Annotated in this window: 14 protein-coding genes; 11 read left to right on the plus strand and 3 right to left on the minus strand. The window is 61.4% G+C overall.

Annotation, left to right across the window (positions count from 1 at the left end; all coding sequences use genetic code 11):
* Positions 1-20: 20 nt before the first annotated feature.
* Together EA187_RS13150 and EA187_RS13155 are read right to left on the minus strand one after the other, a co-directional pair.
* Positions 21-707 (minus strand): hypothetical protein, encoded by a 687-nt coding sequence (locus EA187_RS13150; RefSeq protein WP_127780553.1) that lies wholly within the window; start codon positions 705-707, stop codon positions 21-23.
* An 8-nt stretch (positions 708-715) separates the two neighbouring features.
* On the minus strand, positions 716-5,641 hold the full coding sequence (locus EA187_RS13155; RefSeq protein ID WP_127780554.1) for a hypothetical protein: 4,926 nt from the start codon (positions 5,639-5,641) through the stop codon (positions 716-718).
* A gap of 288 nt (positions 5,642-5,929) precedes the next feature.
* On the opposite strand from EA187_RS13155, the gene EA187_RS13160 reads away from it, so the two are divergent.
* From EA187_RS13160 to EA187_RS13200, 9 genes are all read left to right on the plus strand, one after another.
* Positions 5,930-7,948 (plus strand): zinc-dependent metalloprotease family protein, encoded by a 2,019-nt coding sequence (locus EA187_RS13160; RefSeq protein ID WP_127780555.1) that lies wholly within the window; start codon positions 5,930-5,932, stop codon positions 7,946-7,948.
* Positions 7,949-8,042: 94 nt separating this feature from the next.
* Positions 8,043-8,741 carry a HEAT repeat domain-containing protein gene (locus EA187_RS13165; protein ID WP_127780556.1) on the plus strand — a complete coding sequence of 233 codons (699 nt, stop codon included), beginning with the start codon at positions 8,043-8,045 and terminating at the stop codon, positions 8,739-8,741.
* A 233-nt stretch (positions 8,742-8,974) separates the two neighbouring features.
* Positions 8,975-9,922, plus strand: a complete 948-nt coding sequence (locus EA187_RS13170) for a GGDEF domain-containing protein (RefSeq protein WP_115605441.1) — start codon at positions 8,975-8,977, stop codon at positions 9,920-9,922.
* A 731-nt stretch (positions 9,923-10,653) separates the two neighbouring features.
* Positions 10,654-11,898 carry an SIR2 family protein gene (locus EA187_RS13175; protein WP_127780557.1) on the plus strand — a complete coding sequence of 415 codons (1,245 nt, stop codon included), beginning with the start codon at positions 10,654-10,656 and terminating at the stop codon, positions 11,896-11,898.
* Positions 11,895-13,754: an ATP-binding protein gene (locus tag EA187_RS13180; RefSeq protein ID WP_127780558.1), complete on the plus strand. Its 1,860-nt coding sequence runs from the start codon at positions 11,895-11,897 to the stop codon at positions 13,752-13,754. The genes EA187_RS13175 and EA187_RS13180 overlap by 4 nt, the downstream gene beginning before the upstream one ends.
* Positions 13,755-13,967, plus strand: coding sequence for a KTSC domain-containing protein (locus tag EA187_RS13185; RefSeq protein WP_127780559.1), 213 nt, complete (start codon positions 13,755-13,757; stop codon positions 13,965-13,967).
* Positions 13,968-14,109: 142 nt separating this feature from the next.
* Positions 14,110-15,084 carry a hypothetical protein gene (locus tag EA187_RS13190; RefSeq protein ID WP_127780560.1) on the plus strand — a complete coding sequence of 325 codons (975 nt, stop codon included), beginning with the start codon at positions 14,110-14,112 and terminating at the stop codon, positions 15,082-15,084.
* Positions 15,085-15,141: 57 nt separating this feature from the next.
* Positions 15,142-15,996: a formate dehydrogenase accessory sulfurtransferase FdhD gene (gene fdhD / locus EA187_RS13195; protein WP_127780561.1), complete on the plus strand. Its 855-nt coding sequence runs from the start codon at positions 15,142-15,144 to the stop codon at positions 15,994-15,996.
* 43 nt (positions 15,997-16,039) lie between these two features.
* Positions 16,040-18,328 carry an FdhF/YdeP family oxidoreductase gene (locus EA187_RS13200; RefSeq protein ID WP_127780562.1) on the plus strand — a complete coding sequence of 763 codons (2,289 nt, stop codon included), beginning with the start codon at positions 16,040-16,042 and terminating at the stop codon, positions 18,326-18,328.
* Between the two features lie 51 nt (positions 18,329-18,379).
* Here the strand turns inward: EA187_RS13200 and EA187_RS13205 are convergent, their stop codons facing one another.
* Positions 18,380-18,919 carry a hypothetical protein gene (locus EA187_RS13205; protein WP_164856253.1) on the minus strand — a complete coding sequence of 180 codons (540 nt, stop codon included), beginning with the start codon at positions 18,917-18,919 and terminating at the stop codon, positions 18,380-18,382.
* A gap of 455 nt (positions 18,920-19,374) precedes the next feature.
* On the opposite strand from EA187_RS13205, the gene EA187_RS13210 reads away from it, so the two are divergent.
* Together EA187_RS13210 and EA187_RS13215 are read left to right on the plus strand one after the other, a co-directional pair.
* On the plus strand, positions 19,375-20,343 hold the full coding sequence (locus tag EA187_RS13210) for a sigma-70 family RNA polymerase sigma factor (RefSeq protein ID WP_164856254.1): 969 nt from the start codon (positions 19,375-19,377) through the stop codon (positions 20,341-20,343).
* 270 nt (positions 20,344-20,613) lie between these two features.
* Complete coding sequence (locus tag EA187_RS13215; RefSeq protein WP_241250200.1) at positions 20,614-21,624, plus strand: sensor histidine kinase; 1,011 nt, start codon at positions 20,614-20,616, stop codon at positions 21,622-21,624.
* The last annotated feature ends 31 nt before the right edge of the window (positions 21,625-21,655 follow it).

Here is a 21,655-nt window from a genome sequence, read left to right on the forward strand (position 1 = left end):
TCGCCCCCGCTTTCGTCAGGCTAGCGCGTCGTGCGCTTCACCCACGTCCGGCCCGCCACAATCAGCGCCAGCACAAACAGGGCCTTCAGCCACCCGGCAACTCCGCCTTCGTCTGACGCGTCATCGCCCCCGGTCTTCGCATCGTCCAGGGCCCCATCGACTGACTCCACCGCCGCGCCCTCCTCCAACGGAAGGTTCACCACGTAGGTCGGAAAGGACACATCAAAGACCATCGGCCAGACCCGATCGCCGGCCTGCGCGCGCCCCATATGTCGGTAGCCTCCGGGCCCCTCCATCATCACCCGATTCTCCAGGGTGATCGCCCGCGCCCCCGGCTCACAGCGCGAGCCCACATGCAGGTGCACCCGGGCGTCCTGCCCCATCAGGTTCACGAAACGCGAGCTCTCCAGCTTGCAAGGCGCCTCATCGGCCCACACCCGCAGCCGCCTGACCATGTACGACTCCAGCTCCTCGGCCCCCTCTTCAAGCCGCGAGCGCTGGAGCTCCTCATCATGCCCCACCCACCCCATATGGTGCCCCAGATCACCCGCCGAGATGCTCACCAGCTGTTCGACCAACCCGCTCTCGGCGTGGATCTCCACCAGGTGCGTGCTCTCATCGCTCTGGTGGGCGAACGCCAGAGGCATCCCGAGCAAGAATCCCGCCACCATCGCTCCAACCGCATACATACTGGCCCATCGCTTCATATTCAGTCTCAACGTCTTCGCCGCTCCCTCTCAAAGATGTACACCGCACCTCCCTCACAGGCACAGACCAGACGCCGAGCCGAGAGGCTCAACGCGTGAATCGGCGCCGGCACCTGCACCTCCTGCACCGGCTCGCTGCCCCCGGGCGCATAGATGAGCATGCGCCCGTCTTCGCCGCCGGTCACCAGATACCCGTCCTCGCGGTAGGCCAATGCCCGCCCCTCACCATGATGCCCTTTGAGCTTACGCGCTCGACTGTCTCCCTGGCGCATCACGCGGACCGCCCCGCTGGCCTCCACCCAGGCGACCTCTCCCTCAAACGTGGCCAGCGCCGTGACGCGGCCCTGCCCTTCGAGCTGGTCGATCAAAAAGCCCTGGGCGTTCCAGAAGCGCACCTGTCCGTCGGCGCTGGCGCTGATCGCGCCGCGCGTGCCGAAGGCCACCGCTGTCACCGGGCTTCCGTGAGGCGCTAGCCTCCCCACGCATTGGCCGCTGGCTACGTTCCACAAGCGCACGCGCCCTTCCTCATTGCCGGTAAGCACGCGGCGCGCCGCCACATCGATGGCCGCACAGCGTAGCGCGGTATCTCCCGTGGCAATGGTCGCCTCGGCCACCCGCGAGGCCTTGCCCAGCGCGGCCCGGGGCAACATCCACATCCACAGCTCGCCAGACTCCGCCACCCCGCAGAGCGAGGCTTCATCGCCCAGAAAGGAAAGCGCCACCAGCGGCCCCTTCACCTCGAACATCATCTCAAGCTCACCGCGGGCCTGCCACAACGTCAGGTCCCGACTTCCGCCGCAGAGGGCCATCCGCCGACCGCTCTCCACGCTGGCCAACAGCAGCGGTCCACGCTCCTCAACCCGCAGCTGCCGGGCTGGCGCATAGTCGCCCAGCGCGCCGACTTTGCGCTTCAAGATCGCCATACCCGGTGCGGCCGCCGTGGCCCTGTCCCAGAACTCCTCCAGGCTCAGGCTCAGCCGCTGCGCACCCTTCTCGCGGGAGGCAGCCGCGACCTCGGGCACCACAAGCTCATCGGTGCGCGCCGCTCGCCCGGGCTGAAGTCGCGAGGAAACCTCCGAGTCGGCCGGCCCCATCAGGGGTTCCGGCACGCTCTGCGCGCTGGTCGACGCATCCCCCAGGGTCATCTCCGGCAGCGCCTCTTCGCTGCGCAACATCCCGCGGACCGGTTCGCTAAAACGGTCGCGCCGCGGCGCCTCCGCCTCACTGGCCCCGGGTCCTCGTCCGTGGGTCTTCTCGCGCCGCGCAAACGCGCTCACATCCTGCACCTGTGTCAGCTCTTGACCCGGTCCCGGGTCCCGCACACCACCAGGTGCATGAAAAAGCCCGCCCCACATCTGCGTGGAGTTACCGTAGGCTTCATCCACCTCGGCCCCGCTCTCCTCGGCCCCGCTCTCCTCGACGATGCTATCCGCCCGCGGAGCGACCGGATCATCGTCTTCGACCTCGAAGATCGGCGTCATCTCCTCGCCCGACACCGCCGGCTCAGCCCCCTCGCGAGCCGGGGCACCGCGGCGTGCGGTGCGGTGGAAGTTGCGCTCCTCGGCCCAGGGGGCCGAGCTGGCCACCGGAGGCAGCGCATCGGCGTCGAGCATCTGCGTGGCCCCCTCCCAGGCATCTACCCTATCCTCCTGTTCTTGCTCGACTTTCAGGGGATCCACCGTGTCCCATCGAGCCTCACTGGAGGCGGTCGGCCAGCGCGCTACGTCCTCATCATCACGTACCGCCTCATCACGCACCGCCGAGCCCAGAAACGAGGTCAGCGTGCGCGCCCCGGAGACCTCGCCAGGCCGCTCGTCCACCGCCAACACATCCGCGCGCTCCATGGCCGGGCCATGCTCACCAGCGCTCTCCCCGCCCGTCGCCTCCCTGAAGGGCATCCGGGCGTCACGCTCGTCATTCCCATCACGCTGGTCCGTGCCGACAGCCTCCTCGCCACTGACACTGGCGGCCACCTCCGGGTGCACCTCAACACGACCGGTGAGCGCATCGTCTTGCAGCGCCGCGATGCCTGGCGAGGTCACAGACGCGCCGTCTTCATCCATCTCCGCGGCGGCCGCCAGCGCCTCCACTTCGGCCACACGCAGCTCATGGGTACTGTCGGCACCCGACGCTTCCGGTGAATCCTCGTCCACTTCGGAGGGCGCAGAATCCCCCTGCAGCGAGGTCGCTGCCACCACGCGCTGCCCCGGCACCACCGACTCCGAGACAACATCTTGCCTGCGCCCCTTCGACCTCGCGTTTGCCTCCTCGCCGGCAGACACCTCATCAGCCTCATCCCCGCCCGGCAGGCCACCCTCGACGGCATCACTGGCGGACGCCTCCGGCACAACTTCCCCTGGTGAGTCCTCGCGACCAGGCTGTACCGCCTGGCCCTCTTCCCCCCCAAAGGCCCCGAAGACCTCATCAAAAGCCAGCTCGTCGGGCACCAGATCGGCGATGGCGTCCCCCGGCTTAACAGGCACCGGATTGTAATTCGGATCCACGCCCATGGGTTTCGGCATCGCGGCCGGGCTGGCCGCTTTCGCGCCCGGGCCCCGAACCGCCTCCGAGGGCAAGTCGAAGGCCTCCCCCATAATATCCAGAAGTCGACTCTCGGAGTCGGCTGCGGCCGCGCTCTCCCCCTTCATCTGCTGCTCAGCTCGCTCGGCCTCCTCTTGCTTCAACTTCAGCGAGACCGCCTTAAGTCGCGCGCGCAGCGAGCGTTTTACGGCTTTTGGGGGCTCGGGCTCGGGAGGAAGGGTTGCTGGCGAAGTCAGCACCGGCTCGACCGCATCCCGGGCAGCAGCTACGCCGCCGCCATCGTCGCCTTCCGCGCTCTCCTCGCTCTCCTCGGGCTGCGAAGGCTCCGTCTCTACGATCTTCGAGATGGCGTCACGCACCAGATCGCTGAGCCCGGCACGCGCTGCGTCCATGACGAGCGGCGAGTCTGCGGCTGGCTTGAAACGCGAGGAGAAGGCAGCGTCGGAAGGTCCCGACTCGGCCTGTGCCGCACCATGTACTGACGCTACCGGGGCGGAGGCCGGAGGCTCGGCAGGAGCAGCGAGCTCCCCATCATCGTCCTCGGGTGCCTGCTCCGGCATCGACTCCGAGTCAGCGCTCGCCACCATCAGCCCCGCGTCGGTCAGCTCGCGGACGCCTTCGGGTTCGCTGAGCGGGCCGGACTCACGGATCGCCGCGCCCGGGCTGATGTCGGGTTCGTCGGCGGACATCGTGCTCACAAGGGGCGATGTGGCGGGACGATCAAACGTGCCGCTGTCCGGGTGCTCGTTGCTCCAGGTGTTTAACCAGGAGTCCGCCTTGCCGACCTCCCCCACCTCACTGAGCGCATCAAGGGCGTCTTCGATCGCGTCGAGCTCCGCGTCGAGTTCATCCAGGGAATCGGACTCGACCGGAGCATCGCTTTGAGACTCGCCATCACCCTCGACAGATTCACCTATCTTTTCAGACAGATAACCCGAACCGCCCCCCTCTACATCCGCCACACTGGCGGCCTCATCCTCCCCATCGAAGCGCTCCACTGCAGACACGCCATCGGAGCCACCGGAAGGCGTCGAATGCTCTAAAACCTCGGAGCCCGCACCTGGCCGAGCCCCCTCGGAGTCCTGCGCAAAAACACTGCGGGCGGAGTCTATCGCGTCGTCCATCATCGCCAGAGCGGTGCGGTGCACGCCATCCTGCCAGCGCTCTCCACGGCCATCAAAGCGGCGCACCGTTGCCGTGGCCAGCTCCGCCTCATCGCCCGCCAGGCCAGCGTGAGAACTCTCCGTGCCCACCCCGAAAGAGGCCAGGTCAAAGCGGCCGCCCAGCTCAAAGCGCTCCACCGGCGCGCGTCCCAGCACCACCTCGCAACGCATGGTTTTCAGCGACCAGATTCGGGCGGTGCGGTCGCTGGAAAGACTCGCCAGGCGCCCGCGCCCCAGCCACACCATCTCGGTGACCCAGTCGGCGTGCCCGCTGAGGACGCCTTCGAGCTGCCCCAGGGCCCAGTCCCACACGGTGAGGCGGCCGTCGTAGCTTGCGGCCACCACCAGAGTGGTGCGCGGCACGGCCATCAGGCGCACGACGTAGTCGGCGTGAAAGCCCATCAAAAAGCGCGGTTTGAGCGGCGTGGCACCAAAAACCCCCACGCAATTATCCCAGGAAGCGCTGATGATGACGGCGTCGCCGCCGGCCCAACACACGTCGTCGACCCAGCCGGCGTGGTCAAAGCGCACGGCCTCCAGGGGCTCTTCGGCCTCCAGATCCCAGAGGTAGACGCCGTTATCCATACACCCGCTGGCCAGGCGACGATGATCGTCGGAGAAGGCCAGCGCCAGGGGCCAGCCCCCCGAGCCGCGAAGCTCGCGCACAAGGTTGAGCTCCCCCTCCTCGCCGAGCTGGGTGGACCAGATCGCGATGAGGCGGTCGCGGGCGGAGCTGGCAAGGCAGGTGCCGTCCTGCGCAAAACTCAAGACTTCGATTTTGTCGCGATGGACCGCGCCACGGGCCAACTTCGGGGCGCTCTCTCCACGGAGTCCCAGGAGCAGCACCTGGCCGGACTCGGCACCCATGGCGAGCTGAAGGCGATGCGAGTTACCCCGGTGGTGGGCGGCACAAACCAGCCTTAAGCCAGTGTCGACGCGCCATAACGAGCGCACCGCCGCCTCACTCCCCTCCTCCATCAGCTCACTCAAATCCCAGCCAGCGACCTCCCCGCCGCTGAGCACCGTGACCAGCACCTGCCCCTCAAGCGCAAGCCCCACGACCTGGCCTACCCCGTCGAGACGCAACTCGCCGGCGGCCTCTTCCTCTCGGGGGACCTCCCCTGCAGCGGTATCGGGTCGGGCTCTCCAGATCTGCACCGGCGAAGAGCCCACCGCCATGGCGAACAGACTCGACTCGGGGTCGTGTGCGTACAAGGGGCGCTGTACCATATCCCTCTACCTTCGACTGCGACGACACGCGCTTCAAGGGCGAAGCCACGCCTCCCACCCGACGCTGCCAGCGGCGACGAGCGCGTGGCCCCCGGCCGCCACACAGCTGTGGGGACGGCGAAACTCTACGACATCGCCCCCACGCTGAAAAGACCGCCACCGCATCCGCACCCGGCAACTCTCCCTCGACACCGCGCACCGAGTCGGCTTGAATATGACGAGCATCTCAACGTCTCTCGCCCACCGGGCTCGCCACACACCTCCCCCCCCGACGATCGAGCTTCCCCTATGTTTTATGCGCCCCGTCGGCCTGCCTTTGCCCCTCTGCATCTTCTGGCGTTGCTCATCGCGCTGCTCTCCTTGAGCGCCTGTGAGCAGCTCCAACAGGTCGCCGAGTTCGTCGACTCGATCAGCACCGGTGCCCCCTGCGAGAGCGGACTGGAGTGCCTGGGTGGGTATTGTTTTGAGGAGGAGCGGGGCTTCCCCGGCGGCTACTGCTCCGAGCTCAGCTGCGAAGAAGAGGGGTGCCTGGGATTCTCGTCCGAATGCCTGGTGCTGCCCCTGGAAGGCTCCAGCGGCGCGGCGGCCTGCTTTGAGCGTTGCGACCGCGATAACTCCTGCGAGCGCGCCGGCGAGGGCTACACCTGCACGCTGGTCGACGACACGCCGGTATGCCTTCCGGCCGACCTCGCGGTGGGAGGTGAGCCCGGCAAGCCCGGCGCGCCCTGCACCAGCGATGTGGCGTGTGAAGAAGGTCTGACCTGTCTGACCAACCTCTACGGCGGCACCTGCGCACGCATCGGCTGCAACCCCGACCAGGGCTGCGAGGATGGCGCCTGCGTCACGCTCAACCCGGAGGCCGCGGCCGACGACGTGGTCTTCGCCTGCATGGCCGCCTGTCAGCGCGACGAAGACTGCCGCTTTGGCTACACCTGCCTGGCCAATGACGAGAGCGAGCCGAAATACTGCCAGGAAAACGAGCAGCCCGAAGGCCCCCGAAACCCCGATGGCGCCGACGACGGTGAGCCCTGCGGCGCCAACCTGGGCTGCAAAGGCGGAAGCTGCATTCGCGAGGTCGAAAAAGACCAGGGCGAGGCCTCCTTCCCGGGCGGCTACTGCACCACGCGCTACTGCGGCGATGACGAGGACTGCAACGGCGGCATCTGCCTTGTGCAGAACAACCAGCCCACCTGCATGGCCGGCTGCGCCACCGATTCGGACTGCCGCCAGGGCTACAGCTGCCGCACCGGTCGCGAGGGCCGCTCCTTCTGCGACTCCACCACCGCCCCGCCCGAGATCGATGCCAGCGGCGCCCCGGCGCTCGAGCTGGTCTGCGGCTCCCAGAAAACCTACCCGGTCGAGGTGGAGGCCGGCGCGGTGGGGTTCTTGCTCACCCCCTTTAACCCGGGCGGACTGGCCATTGAGCCGCGCACGCTGCGCCGCCCCGACGGTTCCACGCTCAACATTCAGAACGACTACGCCTTTCACGCCATCAACCCGGCGATCCTCACAAGTCTTGCACCGATGCTCTTCCCGGCCACCAACGATACAAGCCTGGCCAACACGTTTGGCGGCGGCACCTATCAGATGGGCGTGGCCTCCAACGCCTCGGAAACCTGCCACTACGTCATCGCCCAACCCTCGGCCGGCCGCACCCTGCGCCTGCGCTTCTACCTTGTGGGCGTGCCCGGCTTAAGCGCGGCCACCGCTCCCTCCAACCGGGATCTGCAGCAGGCCATCGCCACCATGGCCACCATCTACGACGCGATGAATATCGAGGTGGAGGTCGCCGCCTACGCCGAGCTCTCCGATGAGCTCACAGCCTCCTACAGCATCATTCGCACCCTGGACGACGCCTTCGATCTGGTGGCGCTCTCCGAGGCCCCGGGCACCACGCTTGATGAGAACCTTGTGGTCAACGTCTTCCTCATTGACGACTTTGCCGTCGAAGACTCCCCGGGCCTTCTGGGCATCTCAGCCGGGCTCCCGGGGGCGGCCGGCCTGCACGCCAGCCCCGCCTCCGGCCTGGTCTTCTCGACGGCTGGCCTGGGCGAAGATAACGCCACCATCGGTCAGATCCTCGCCCATGAAGTCGGCCACTATCTGGGACTTCGCCATACCACCGAGCACCTGGGGAGCGCCCAGGATCCCATCACCGACACCCCGAGCTGTCTCTTTCCTAACCTGGGCTATTTTTGCGACGACGCCGAAAACTTCATGTTCCCCTTCTCGCTCGGGCCCGATCAGCGCCAGACCACCGCCGGCCAGTCCTTTGTGCTGCGACGAAACCCGCTGGTGCGCCCCTGACACGCGCCATTGAATCTTAAGGTCGCGCAGCCGGTCTTACCCCTGCGCGACCTGAATCGCCTCTACGTTGCCCACAGCCCTTCCCGGGAATGTTATGCATCCGACACCACGCACACCTGTCGCCCTTGCGCTTTTTCTGGGCGCGCTCCTGCTGGCCGCCCCCGCCGCCGCGCAGTCCTCACCGACCCATGGCGACCACGACCTCCCCACGCGCTCCGATCGCGATGAGCCCGCGCCTGACGCGCACGGCGCTCCCCACGCGCAGGGCGCTGAACGTCTGGCGTTCTTGCTCTCCGGCTTTGAGCACGTCCCCGATCGCCCTGAACTCGACCGGGTCGGCACTCCCACCGAGGTCGTCGGCTGGCTCAACGCATTCTTGCAAAACCCCGCCGAGCGCACCGTGATCCGCCTGCGCGCCCTCGATCTCCTCAGCCTCTATGTGAGCGAGGAGGCCCGCGCCCCGCTTGCCAGGATCGCCGCGGCCAACCACCTCGCCGACGACCACCCTCTCGATGCCTCGGCCCGCACCCGCGCGCAGGCTCGCCACCGCGCGCTCACCGCGCTGGCCCGAAACGAGCATCCCCGGGCCTTTGAGATCTGGCGCGAGGCGCTCGCCAGCGATGACATCCAGATTCGCATCACCGCCATCGGTCTTCTGCGTCGCCACGCCCCCGAGCGTGCCCTGCCCCTCCTGGAAAAGCTGGCCTCCGAAGACACGCGTCCCGCCGTACAACGCGCCTTGAATCGCCCGTTCGGGGGAACCCAACACGCCCCCACGCACCGGATCCCATAAACCCACAACACCCCGGAAAACCTCGACTTTTAGCGCCCTCTCTCGCCCACCTCACGCGTGCACAAGAACGCCGCCCCCCGGGTTGCCTGCACCGCGCAAGTTCAGTATCCTTCAGCTTGATGATGTCCCCCTCCATAGTGATACGTGATCTTCGCCCGCATCCACCTCGTTGACGGGCTCGCGAGCCATGCAACCCCGGCGCGTCCCTTAAACCCGCTGCTGACGGCGACCTGATGACCGACGAGCATCCCTACGACCACGACGATCTCTCGGAGAGCTCCGAGGCGACGATGATCGTCGACGCGAACACGTTGCGACAGGCCCGCGCTCAGCAGAAGCAGGGGCGCGACCAGGCCTACCTCATCGTGATTTCCGGGCCCCACACCGGCAAGATGTTCAAAGTCGACAAGGACCAGGCCACTCTGGGCCGCTCCTCGCGCGCTGAACTCCACGTCAACGATGTGGGCATCTCGCGCAACCACGCCCGCATCATCACCTACGGCGACGACGTCTTCGTCGAGGATCTCCAGAGCGCCAACGGCACCTACCTCAACGGTGACCGCCTGATGATCCGCCAGCAGCTCAAAGACGGCGACAAGATCACGCTGGGCTCCACCACCATCCTCAAGTTCACCTACCACGATGAGCTCGAGGAGAATTTTCAAAAGCAGATGCTCGACGCCGCCCTGCACGACGGGCTCACCGGCATCTACAATAAAAATTACCTGCTCAACCACCTCTCCACCGAGTTGGCCTTCGCGCTGCGCCACGGCACCTTCCTGAGCGCGGTCATGTTTGACGTCGACCACTTCAAGCCGGTCAACGACACCTACGGCCACCTGGCCGGCGACATGATCCTCAAAGGCCTGGCCGAGATCACCTCCGGGGTGCTGCGCAACGAAGACGTCTTTGCCCGCTACGGCGGCGAGGAGTTCACGATTGTCTGCCGCGGCACGCCGGTGGATCAGGCCCAGGCCCTGGCCGACCGCGTGCGCATGGTCATTGAGCGCCACGACTTCGTGTTCGAGGGCACGCACATCCCCATCACCATCAGCCTGGGTGTGGCCGGCCTGCCCCACCACACCGCCCGCACCCCCGAGGAGCTCATCGGCCTGGCCGACCAGGCCCTCTACGACGCCAAACGCGGCGGTCGAAACCGGGTGGGGGTGGCGCCTTTTTGACGGGGCGAGCCTCGGAATGACGCTTGGTGGCGATATGAGGGTTGGTGATGATGCAAGCCTCGGAGTGACGCTTCGCGATGATGCGAGGGCCGGAGTTACGCACGGCGAATTTGTAGGCGCACATCGAGATCGAGCGAACAATGGTTGGGCGTAAGACAGCTAGGCAGAGTTATTGGAAAAGCCCGGGCGGGAGCTGCGGGCTTTTTTGTTTTCTCACCCCATCAACAAACACTCGCACCTTTTCGTTGCCATACATAGATCCTCGTTGCCGCCTATCCAAGGCTTTGTCAGCTTAGCTGATGGATGTTGTCACCCATATTTCGCCAAATGTGGCGGACAAAGCCCGTTGTCCTCCATGGATGAGCGACAAACTCCGTTGTCGCTCATGAAACGCGAAATATGACGGACAAACCGCTTTGTCACCCACCGGTGAGAGGCAATAGCGTTTGTCACCCATGAAACGCGTTTCGTGGGTGACAAACCGGTTTGAGCTTTATGGGTGGGGGGACAAGTTGCGAGGTGGACGTCGTTTGGGTTTCCAGAATCATTTCGACTAATCCATTACGATGCGCCTCCGCCCATTCGGGGTAGACAAACGCACAGATTTCCGGCATTGTAACAACTCGTTCATTTGTGCATCCGGGTGTGAGATATACGTGGATTAAATAATCCACAATTGCAATCTTGGGATAAGTTTCATCCATCAAAACCTAAGCAATTATGGAGCAAAAATGACTGATGTAGTGTCATTTCATAATCCTGATCGATATATGACTGATTTACGACATATTCTTTCTCAAGGTCGAAAACGAATTGGTATTCTACTTGGCGCAGGTGGCCCAGTATCTGTAAGAACCGATGAACACGGCGAAATATGCACTAAAGGAGCGCCATTAATCCCCGCAATTGCAGGATTAACCAATCAAGTAAAACAAAGCCTCAAAAAGGACGATAAAGATCTGTTAGAACTTATTGAATCGGAACTCGATCCTCCTGCGAACATAGAAGCAATTCTGTCTCGTACACGAGCTTTCGCAAAATTATTGAAAACTGGCGAAATACATAATGCCACAGGACCCCGTTTCAGCAGTTTAGCTGAAAACATTTGTAAAATCATTGCCGACATTGTGGAGGTTGATCTTCCTGCTGGCGACAATGCATATACTCAATTAGCCGCTTGGATTTCAGGAACAGAACGCCCCTATCCAATTGAGATATTTACCCCAAACTATGATTTATTAATAGAGACGGCATTGGAGCGAAATCGTATTCCATACTTCGATGGATTTGTCGGCTCTAAGGAACCGTTCTTCGACCCCACAGCCGTAGCAAAAAATGCTTTACCAAGTCGTTGGGCTCGACTGTGGAAGTTACACGGCTCACTTGGGTGGGAACAAAATACAAAAGGAAGGGTAATCCGAAGAGGTAACAATAGTGCAGCAACACTCATTTACCCTGATCACCTAAAATATGATCATACACAAAAACAACCATACACTACACTATTTGACCGATTACGCACTTTTCTATCGTCGAGCGACTCTATTCTTATAACATCTGGATTTTCATTTTTTGACACACACATAACCGCCGTGATTGAAGAAGGACTTTCCGCGAATCCAAAGGCGAGTCTAATCGCGTTTCAATTTAGCGAATTGCACCACGAAAGATGCGCGATTGACCTAGCAAAACGGCGGCCAAACATGAGTGTATATGCATTAGACGGCGCTGTCATTAACACAATTTCAGCCAAATGGAAACCTGAAGAATATCCAAGTAAGAACTGGGAGCCTATTCGAGACACATTTTGGCGCAGCGGAGATCAACCTGGTTTTATCTTGGGAGATTTTACTTCTCTCACAAACTTTCTTATAAATTCCAACTCAACAGACTTTATGCATTCCCCAACACTTAAAAAAGACAATACTAGCGGACTTCTGGCATCAATAGCTACGTTAGCCAAGGCGGAAACATGAGTGCACTACCTACGTTCATTGGTCGGGTTACAGAAGTTAATGGGTCTGCCATTAATGTACAAATATCAGACTTTATTTCTTCGGGCCTCTCTATAATTCGAGGCACAACTTATAGGATTGGCCAGGTCGGCAGTTTTGTACGGATTCCTTTAGGGTATATAGACCTCTTTGGAATTGTCAGCGAAGTTGGCATGAATGTTATAAACACTACAACAGAAGACAATATAAGCGGTGGTGCTAAATGGCTACGAGTCCAATTGGTCGGCGAGGCACTTGGCAATCTATTTGAAAGAGGAATCGGACAATATCCAAATGTTAATGATGAAGTCCATGTCGTTACCGAAGAAGATCTACGTAAAGTTTACGGCGCTCCCGGTACAGGACAGATTCCTATTGGTAAACTTTCAGGCGCCGAGAGTATCGAAGTTTGTTTAGATTTGGACAAGCTAGTAACCCGACACTCTGCCATTTTAGGTTCTACTGGCTCAGGCAAGTCAACAACCGTCGCAAGCCTCCTCCGCTCAATTGTAGGAGAAGACAAAAAGTCTTACCCAAGTTCCCGGTTACTTCTTCTTGATGTACATGGTGAATACTCAAATGCCTTAAAAGATATAGCAAAAACATTCCAAATCAACGCTACTCATAATGCGGAAGAGCTGAACGTTCCATTTTGGGCACTTGAAACCAGCGATTTAATTCAATTCATAACCGGCGGCGTAGATGAAAAACATGAAATCTCGATTTCGGACAAAATTCTTTCGTTAAAAGAAAAAACTATTCAGCACCAACCAATCCTATTTTCAAGCAATCATCCTATCAACATAAATACCCCCATTCCGTTTAGCCTTAATCAACTTTGGTATGAGTTGATTGACTTTGAATTAATGACCTTTCATGACACCGCTTTAACACAGTCTACTCATATAAAAAATGGGAATGCTCTCACATTAACCCCTCCCTTATACCAACCTCACAATGCGGGTTCGAAAGGCCCTTATCTAAATCGAAATGCGTTGGGCATCAAAAGACAGTTAAACATATTACGCTCTAAACTTATAGATCGCCGCTTCGACTTCTTGCTAAAACCAGGGGCTTGGACACCTGATCTAAACGGAAAAACAAACAAGACCTTAAGTGATCTATTAGAAAGTTGGCTCGGCCACAACAAACCCATTACAATTTTAGACTTATCTGGCGTCCCCAGTGCAATAATGGAACGCCTTATCGGCTCAATACTTAATATTATTTATGAGGCGATATTTTGGAGTAGAGAGAAAAGCGAGGGCGGGATTGAAAGACCACTCTTAATTGTTATGGAAGAAGCGCATCGCTATTTATCTGGGTCTAATAAAAACTTTGCAAAGGAAGTTGTTCAAAGAATTGTTAAAGAGGGAAGAAAGTTTGGGGTAGGTGCAATGATAGTAAGTCAACGCCCATCAGAAGTCGACGAGACAATTCTTTCCCAATGTGGCACATTTTTTTCCATGCGCTTGTCGAACCCAACAGACCGCGGTAAAGTAGCTGGAGCAATGCCCGATAACTTAACGAGTCTCTCAGATATGTTGCCGGTGTTAAGAACTGGAGAAACGATTGTTGTTGGAGAGGCAGCACGCTTACCGTTGAGATGTAGAGTTCGATTACCCGCCAAAGATATGTGTCCAGATAGTGGTGATCCCTTGGTTTCTGAGAAATGGAAGCTAAAACGACGTCAAGAAGACTACCGTCGAGTGGTGGCATCATGGAACGCTCAATCTCCACGAGCGGTTACTCATAATCAGACTATTGTCAGGGTGCCCGTAAGCGACGGAATTGATACGCCTACCCACCAAGAACATACAGAACTTAAGGAGGATTAAATGGAAAGAGAATTTGTTCATTCATCAAATGTCGTTTCAGTTGGCTATTCAGAGTCGGAAATGATTCTTGAGGTAGAATTTCACGGCGGTTCTGTCTATCAATATTATGGGGTTCCTGAATTCGTTTACGAGGAGATGATGACTGCTCCCTCAAAAGGAAAGTTTTTAGCTGCGCAGATAAAGAATCAGTATGCTTTTTCCCGAGTGGAGTGAAGGACCACCAAGGCCACGGATCAATGTCCCTATCCAATGACGTGTGAATGTCAATTTATTATGTGGGTTAATCTTGAAAACTGCCTAATCTCGCAATTTGTTTTCTTGCCCTCCCCCCATCTCCCGGTACCCTGCCGGGGCCATGCATCCTTTACTCGCACATATCCATCCGGCCCTTCGCACAGCACTTCTGGCCTGGCTCACAAGTCGGGCGGCGTTGTGGGCGGCGCTCTTGCATACGGGCACCTGGGAGTCGCTGCGCCTCTCAAACTCGGCGCCTCTCTCCGGGGTCTTAAGCCACATCTTCGAGGTGGCTCTGCAGACCGCGCCGGCCGGTGCCGGAACCGCCGCGCTCACGCTCGCCCCCTGGGTGCTGCTGGAGCTTGCCACGCTCTGGGCCGCGCTGTGCGTCTACCGTTTTGCCCGCAACACCGAGCTTCCGCAGGTCGCCGAGCGGGCAGCGTGGCTCTGGTGTTTTAATCCCCTGCTGGCGCTCAACGCTACCGACTGGACCACCTCGATGGCCGCAGCCCTGGGCGCCGGTGCCCTCGCCTCGATGGTCACCTACGCGCCGCGCCGCGGAGCCTTTGCGGCGCTGGTGGCGATGGGACTTCGCCTGGAGTTTGTGGTGATGTGGCCGGCTATGATGATCGCGGGCTTTAAGGCGCATCGACCCGGCAAAGATCCGCAAGACACCCCCTGGCTGGGGGCGGTCGTGCCGCCTCTGGCCTTTGCGGGCTGGATGGCTGTGGCCTGGCATACCGGCCAACTGCGCCATCTTCATGGCGATGCGGCCTGGCGCGACTTCGGCGCGCTGAGCCTCCCGAAGACGCCGGAGATCTTACTGCTGGCCTGTGCGCTGGGCGCAGCACTGCTCGCCATGCGCTACGCCTCGCGCCACCCGGGCTGGTATCTGCTGGCGGCACTCCCCGCGCTGGCCTGGCCCTTTTTGCAGGTGCCGGCGGCCTTTGCCGCGGTGACCTTCGCCTGGGCTCTTCCCACCGCGGTGCATCTGGCGCTGGCCACCGACGATCGTGCCGTGGAGCGCCCCCTCTTCGCCGGGCTGATCATTGCGTTTATGCTGTGTCTGCCCGGGGTCTCCATCGGGCCTATCTAGCCTGCCGACGCCCGGCCGTCTTTCGGCGAGCCGCATCCCTCTTATCCCCGAGGCCTTATGGCCAGCGACCCGACCACCCGCATCTACACCATTGAGCGGGTGCAACACTGCGACGATCAGCAGCGACGCCATCAGCTCGACGACCTCCTCGTCATCGAAGAGCCCATGGAGCTGCGCATCGACTACGCCATCGCGGGCAAACGCGCCTCACGCAGCCTGGCGATCACGATGCGCACCCCCGGCGATGACGAAGACCTGGCGCGGGGATTCTTGCTGACCGAGGGCATCATCGCCTCCGAAGCCGATCTCGTAAGCCTCAAACGCTGCACCGACGGCCAGGGGGAAGAGAGCCCCAACATCTGGCGCGCCACGCTGGCGGCGAGCTGCACGTTTGATCCGGGCAAGCTGCAGCGCAACTTCTACAGCACGTCGAGCTGCGGGGTCTGCGGCAAGGCTTCCCTTGATGCTCTCCACCACCAGGGTGTGATGCCCGTGGCCCCCGGCCCCACCCTCAATGCGGCGCTCCTTTTGCAACTTCCCGACCTGCTGCGCGCCGCTCAGGCCACCTTCGATCGCACCGGCGGCCTGCACGCCTGCGCCCTCTTCAACGCCCGGGGCGAACTTCTCGATCTTGCCGAAGATGTCGGTCGCCATAACGCGCTGGACAAACTTCTGGGCCGCGCGCTGCGTCGAGGCGAACTTCCCTTAAACGATCGTATCCTTGTCTTGAGCGGTCGCGCCAGTTTCGAGCTGATCCAGAAGTCGCTGGTCGCAGGCATCGGGCTTGTGGCCGCCGTCGGCGCTCCCTCCTCCCTTGCCGTCGACCTCTCGGACACCTACGCTCAGACCCTGGTCGGGTTTCTGCGCGACGCCCGCTTTAATGTCTACACCCATCCGGCGCGCCTGACCTGATGGCTTCAATCATGCAGCACATCCACCGAGTGAGAGCAGCACGATGAGCGACGACACTTCGTCCAAAAATTCGCTGGCCCGAATCACGTCGGCCGATCTGAGCGACTACAAAAAAGCCGCCGGCGGCCTCGACGCGCTCATCTCCACCACCCGCCATGTTCTGGAGCAGCCGGGCCTGATTCGCGGCACCCGCGCCCTGGTCAGCCTCAACCAGACCGAGGGGTTTGATTGCCCGGGCTGCGCCTGGCCCGACCCCGACGACCGCTCCACCTTTGAGTTCTGCGAAAACGGCGCCAAAGCCGTCGCCGACGAGGCCACGCGCTTTAAGGTCGGACCCGGTTTTTTCGAAGCACACAGCATCAGCGACCTTCGTAAGGAGTCCGACCACTGGCTCAACAAGCAGGGCCGCATCACCCACCCGATGGTGCGCCGCGAGGGCGCTGATCATTATGAGCCCATCGCATGGGACGAGGCGTTTTCGCTGATCGGCGACGCTCTGCGCGAGCTCGATCACCCCGACCAGGCCATCTTCTACACCTCGGGGCGCACCTCCAATGAGGCGGCCTTTCTCTACCAGCTGCTCGCGCGCCAGCTGGGCACCAACAACCTGCCCGACTGCTCCAATATGTGCCACGAGTCCAGCGGCACGGGCATGAACGAGTCGCTGGGAGTAGGCAAAGGCACCGTCTCACTCGAAGATGTCGAGACCACCGACGCGCTCTTTATTTTCGGGCAAAATCCCGGGACGAACCACCCGCGCATGCTCAGCGCCCTGCAGGCTGCCAAACGCCGCGGCGCCACCATCGTGGCCATCAACCCGCTCAAAGAGCCGGGGCTTGTGGCATTTCAGCACCCCAAAGAGCTCTACCGCCGCCCCACCGACCTGGCTGACCACTACCTGCAACTTCGCACCGGCAGCGACATCGCGCTCCTCAAGGGCCTGATGAAATGCCTGCTCGCTGCCGAAGAAGAACGCCCCGGCGAAGTTCTCGATCACGACTTCATCAACGCCCAGACCTCCGGCTTTGAGGCTCACCTGGCCGACCTGGAGGCCACCTCCTGGGAGACGATCCTTGAAGAGACCGGCCTTGAGCGCGCCGAGATCGAGGCCGCAGCCCGGGTGGCCATTGAGGCCAAAAGCCTGATTGCCTGCTGGGCGATGGGTTTGACGCAGCACAAACACGGGGTGGCCAACATCCAGCAGGTCGTCAACTTTCTGTTGATGCGCGGCTTTATGGGCCGCCCCGGCTCCGGCGCCTGCCCGGTACGCGGCCACTCCAACGTGCAGGGCGACCGCACGATGGGGATCTGGGAAAAGCCGCCCGAGGACTTCCTCGATCGCCTGGGCGCACACTTCGGGTTTGAGCCTCCGCGCGAACATGGTTTTGATACCATCGCCGCCATTGAGGCGATGGAAGCAGGCAAGGCGCGGGTCTTTGTGGCCATGGGCGGCAACTTCGTGATGGCTGCCCCCGACACCGAGCGCACTGCACGGGCGATGGAGTGCTGCGAGCTGACCGTGCAGATCTCCACCAAGCTCAATCGCTCCCACCTGCGCACCGGCAAGACCGCGCTGATTCTCCCCTGCCTGGGGCGCACCGAGCGCGATATGCAGGCTGGCCGCCCGCAATTTGTCACGGTCGAAGACTCGATGAGCGTGGTACGCGCCTCCCGCGGGCATCTTCCCCCGGCCAGCGACGCGCTCTTCAGCGAGCCTCGCATCGTCCAGAAGATCGCGCAGGCTACCTTTGAGGCCGACACCTCGCCGGTGAACTGGGATCGCTTTGAAGGCCCCTACGATCCGATCCGCGATGCCATCGCTGCGGTGATCCCCGGTTTTGAAAGTTTCAACCGCCGGATCCGCAAATACCCCACGGGCTTTTTGCTGCCCAACGGCGCGCGCGATCGCGACTTCAACACAAGCACCGGGCGAGCGAACTTCGTGGTAAGCCCCATCGAGCCGGTCGCGCTGGACGAGGGTCAGCTGATCATGATGACAATCCGCTCCCACGATCAGTACAACACGACCGTCTACGATCTGAACGACCGCTACCGGGGCATCGCCAACAAGCGACGGGTGGTGTTGCTCAACCCCGGCGACATCGAGCGCCGGGGGTTGAGGGTGGGTGAAACGGTCGACCTCTTCAGCCATTTTGAAGGAGAGGAGCGTCGCGCAGATGGCTTCGAGGTCATCGCCTACGACATCCCGCGCGGATGTGCGGCGACCTACTTCCCCGAGGCCAACGCGCTGGTGCCGCTTGGCCACTACGCACGAAAGAGTCGCACGCCTGCCTCCAAATCGGTGGTCATCAGCCTGAAGACCTCGACCTGATTCATAAGCCTGTTCAACTTCTGAACAGGCTTTTTTTATCCGGGCAAAGGCTCACCGCGCCTGCTCCTCCTCGATCATCTGGCGGGTCTCATCGTAGGCGCGCTCGGCGGCAGCCTGGGCCTTTAAGCGCACTTCCCGAGCCTTCTGCGGGGAGATGCGATCAAGCAGGTGCATCTCCATCGTCACATCCCGCACCTCCCGGGCGGCCTCCCCGCCGCGCTCCGAGCGCATGAACTGCCAGGCACAACGCTGCGCGCCGGCGGCCCGACCGTACACCGCGTAGCGCTCCTCCACCGAGGGGCCACGAGCACGCCAGCCGGTGCGCACCTCCAGCGCGCTCAGATCAATGCTCACCCCCTCAAATCCCTCCTCCCAGAGGTGCTGCTCAGCCCAGGGCAACAGCGCGCCGCATCCCAGCGGATACACCATCGCGCGAACCCCCTGTTCAAGATGCGCCTCGTAGGTCTGATCGCGCACCTGGCGCGCGTATCGCTCCGGGGCGCTCACACACCCCACCATGGACGCAACCAGCACCAGGACCGCCACGGACCCCGCTCGCCACCTTGATCGCCCACCTCCCTCTGTCTTCATCACCCCTCCTCGCCGCCCCTGTTCACAGCCCCACAGACCTGTTCAAGATCCCTGCACCGCCTGCATAGTGCCTATCACACCTGTTCATACACCTCTTCAAAACACAACATTCGGCACTTGAACACCCCTGAAGAACGCTATTTTTGAAAACTATTAGGTAAATGACGCGTCGTGTCTAAATTTTAGAACATCGACAAAAAGCACGGACTTTCAACACCTTAACACATCAACCCCCTGTCTAAGCGGGGGCAATGGGGGAGAATCTACCGATCTTCGCTGGGAATACGTGCGAACTTTGAGTATGTTCTGAACAGGACATCGGGAGCAGGGCCTGTTCATAAGGCTTTCAAAATTCGCGAACCGTCAAACCTCGGACCTTCACCATGATGACGTAAGCGCAGTGACCACGACGTTTTCGCACCCAAATCACTTCTATAATGAACGGGATCTTGCATATGAACATCGAATCAAACGTCACTGAACGTCAGCCCTCCAACCTGGCCCACCTCTCGGGAGATCTGAGCCTGCCCATGCTCTCGGAGAGCAAGCTCAACATCAGCGCCGATACCGACGCGACCAGCGCCTACCTGATGCGTCTCAATTACATCGAGCCGCTTCCCGCCGAAGAACAGCAGCAACTCGCCGAGCGCTACGTCAACGAAGGCGACGGGGAGGCAGGGCGCATGCTCATCCTGACCAACCTGCGCCTGGTCGTGAAGCTGGCCCGCGAATACTCCCGCCGCTGGTCCAACCTGCTCGATCTGATACAGGAAGGTAACGTCGGTCTGGCCGAGGCGCTCAAACGTTATGACCCGTACCGCGGCGTCAAGTTCACGAGCTATGCCCAGTACTGGATCCGCGCGATGATCCTCAACTACCTGATGAATCACGTGCATCCGGTTAAGATCGGCAGCTCGCGCGCCGGCCGCAAGCTCTTCTACAACCTCAAAAAAGCCCGTCGCGCCCTGATCAAAGAAGGTCATGAGAAGCCTTCTCCGGCGCTGATTGCGGAGTACCTGGATGTGGATGAGAGCGAGGTGGTGCGCGTGGCCGCCCAACTCGACGCTCCCCCGGTGCGTCTGGATGCCGAGGCTCCCGGTTTTGAAGCCACCACCATCGGTGAGCGCATGGAGTCGGATGCGGCCACCCCCGAGGAGCTCGCCAGCGACCGCGATCTTGCCACCCGCCTGCGCGGGGCCATCGACGCCTTCGGCCGCCAGATCGATACCGATCGCAAACGCGCCATCTGGTTTGAGCGCATGATCGCCGAAGATCCCAAAACCCTCGTCACCCTGGGCGGGGAGTGGGATGTCTCCAAGGAGCGCATCCGTCAGGTGGAGGTGCAGATCCGCGAGGAGTTCCGCAACTTCCTCTTCGAAAATCTCGGTGAGAGGGTGGAACTGGAGTTCCTCGAAGCGATTTAAACCTTCAAGGATCCCCCGGAATCTCTCCCACTGCGCCGCCGGGGTCGCCACCGTCGGCGCCGAGCTCCGGGAGAGTAACGACCGCCCCCACTCGGGGGCGGTTTTTTTGTTCACGCTGGCTGCCGGCATGAAATCATTTCGCTTCAGGTCCTGCATACGGTAACCTTGCGCCATACTTGAGGCTTTCCGGTCCGCTGACTTTTCTCGCCAGGCAGGCGACGTCGGGCCGTACCTCCAGAAGTTTCATAGCCTGCGCCAGAGCCAGCCGTGATGCCTTCTTCCCTCAACGCCACCCTGCGCCCCGCTCGCATCGCCACGATGCTCTCGCTGGGCTACCTCCTCCCCTCCCTGCTCTACATCGTCGTATCCTCCACACTGACCTCGGAGGTTGCCACCGACCCGGAGAGCGCTGCCACCATTGAGATGCTCAAGGGCTCGCTCTTTGTCCTCGTCAGCGCGATGCTCATCGGGGCGCTCTCCTACTGGATGCTCAGCCTGGTGCAACGGCGCCAGTCCGACAGCCAGCGGCTGCGCGAGGCGCTGCTCAGCGCGGAGCGGCGCGCCACCACCGCGCTGCTGTCGGCCTCGGTGGCCCATGACGCCCGCAATGAACTTGCCGTACTCAAGAGCAACCACCAGGTGCTGGTGCAAAACCCCGACCTCTCCCCCGAAGATCTCGAAGATCTCTACAACGACCAGGCCCTGGCCATCGAGCGCCTCGAAGCGCTCACCGAACGCCTGGTGTTGAACTGCCGCAACAGCATTGGCAACACGCCCCACCAGGCCGACATCAGCGAGCTGATCCGTCAGGCCACTACCGCGCTGCACACGCACACCAAACTTCGCGACGTCGATCTCCGGCGCACCCTGCCCAAAGCGCTCTCGCTGAAGACCTACCCCATCCTCGTTCACCAGATCATCATCAACCTGGTGCTCAACGCCGCCGAAGCCATCGACGCCGCCACCATCAAAGATGGCGTCATCCACGTCATCGCTCGCAGCGAGGGGCAGAAGGTCATCCTGGAGGTGCATGATAACGGCCCGGGCATCCCCGAAGATCTGCGCGAGGCCATCTTCAGCGCCTTTGTCTCCACCAAAGCCGAGGGCAATGGTCTGGGGCTGATTTCAGTGCGCGCCTGCGCGTCGAGCCACGATGGCGAGGTCGACATCGCCACATCCCCCCTGGGCGGCGCGCTGGTACGGGTGAGCCTCAACCCGGTGGGAGATGCCCCCTTTGACAGCGCCCGTTTTCATCGCGCGCTTCTGGCGGCCTCTGCCTGATCGGAGGCGTCGCACCCGGGTGCGACGGCCT

It is taken from the genome of Lujinxingia sediminis, assembly GCF_004005565.1.
Lineage (GTDB): Bacteria > Myxococcota_A > Bradymonadia > Bradymonadales > Bradymonadaceae > Lujinxingia > Lujinxingia sediminis.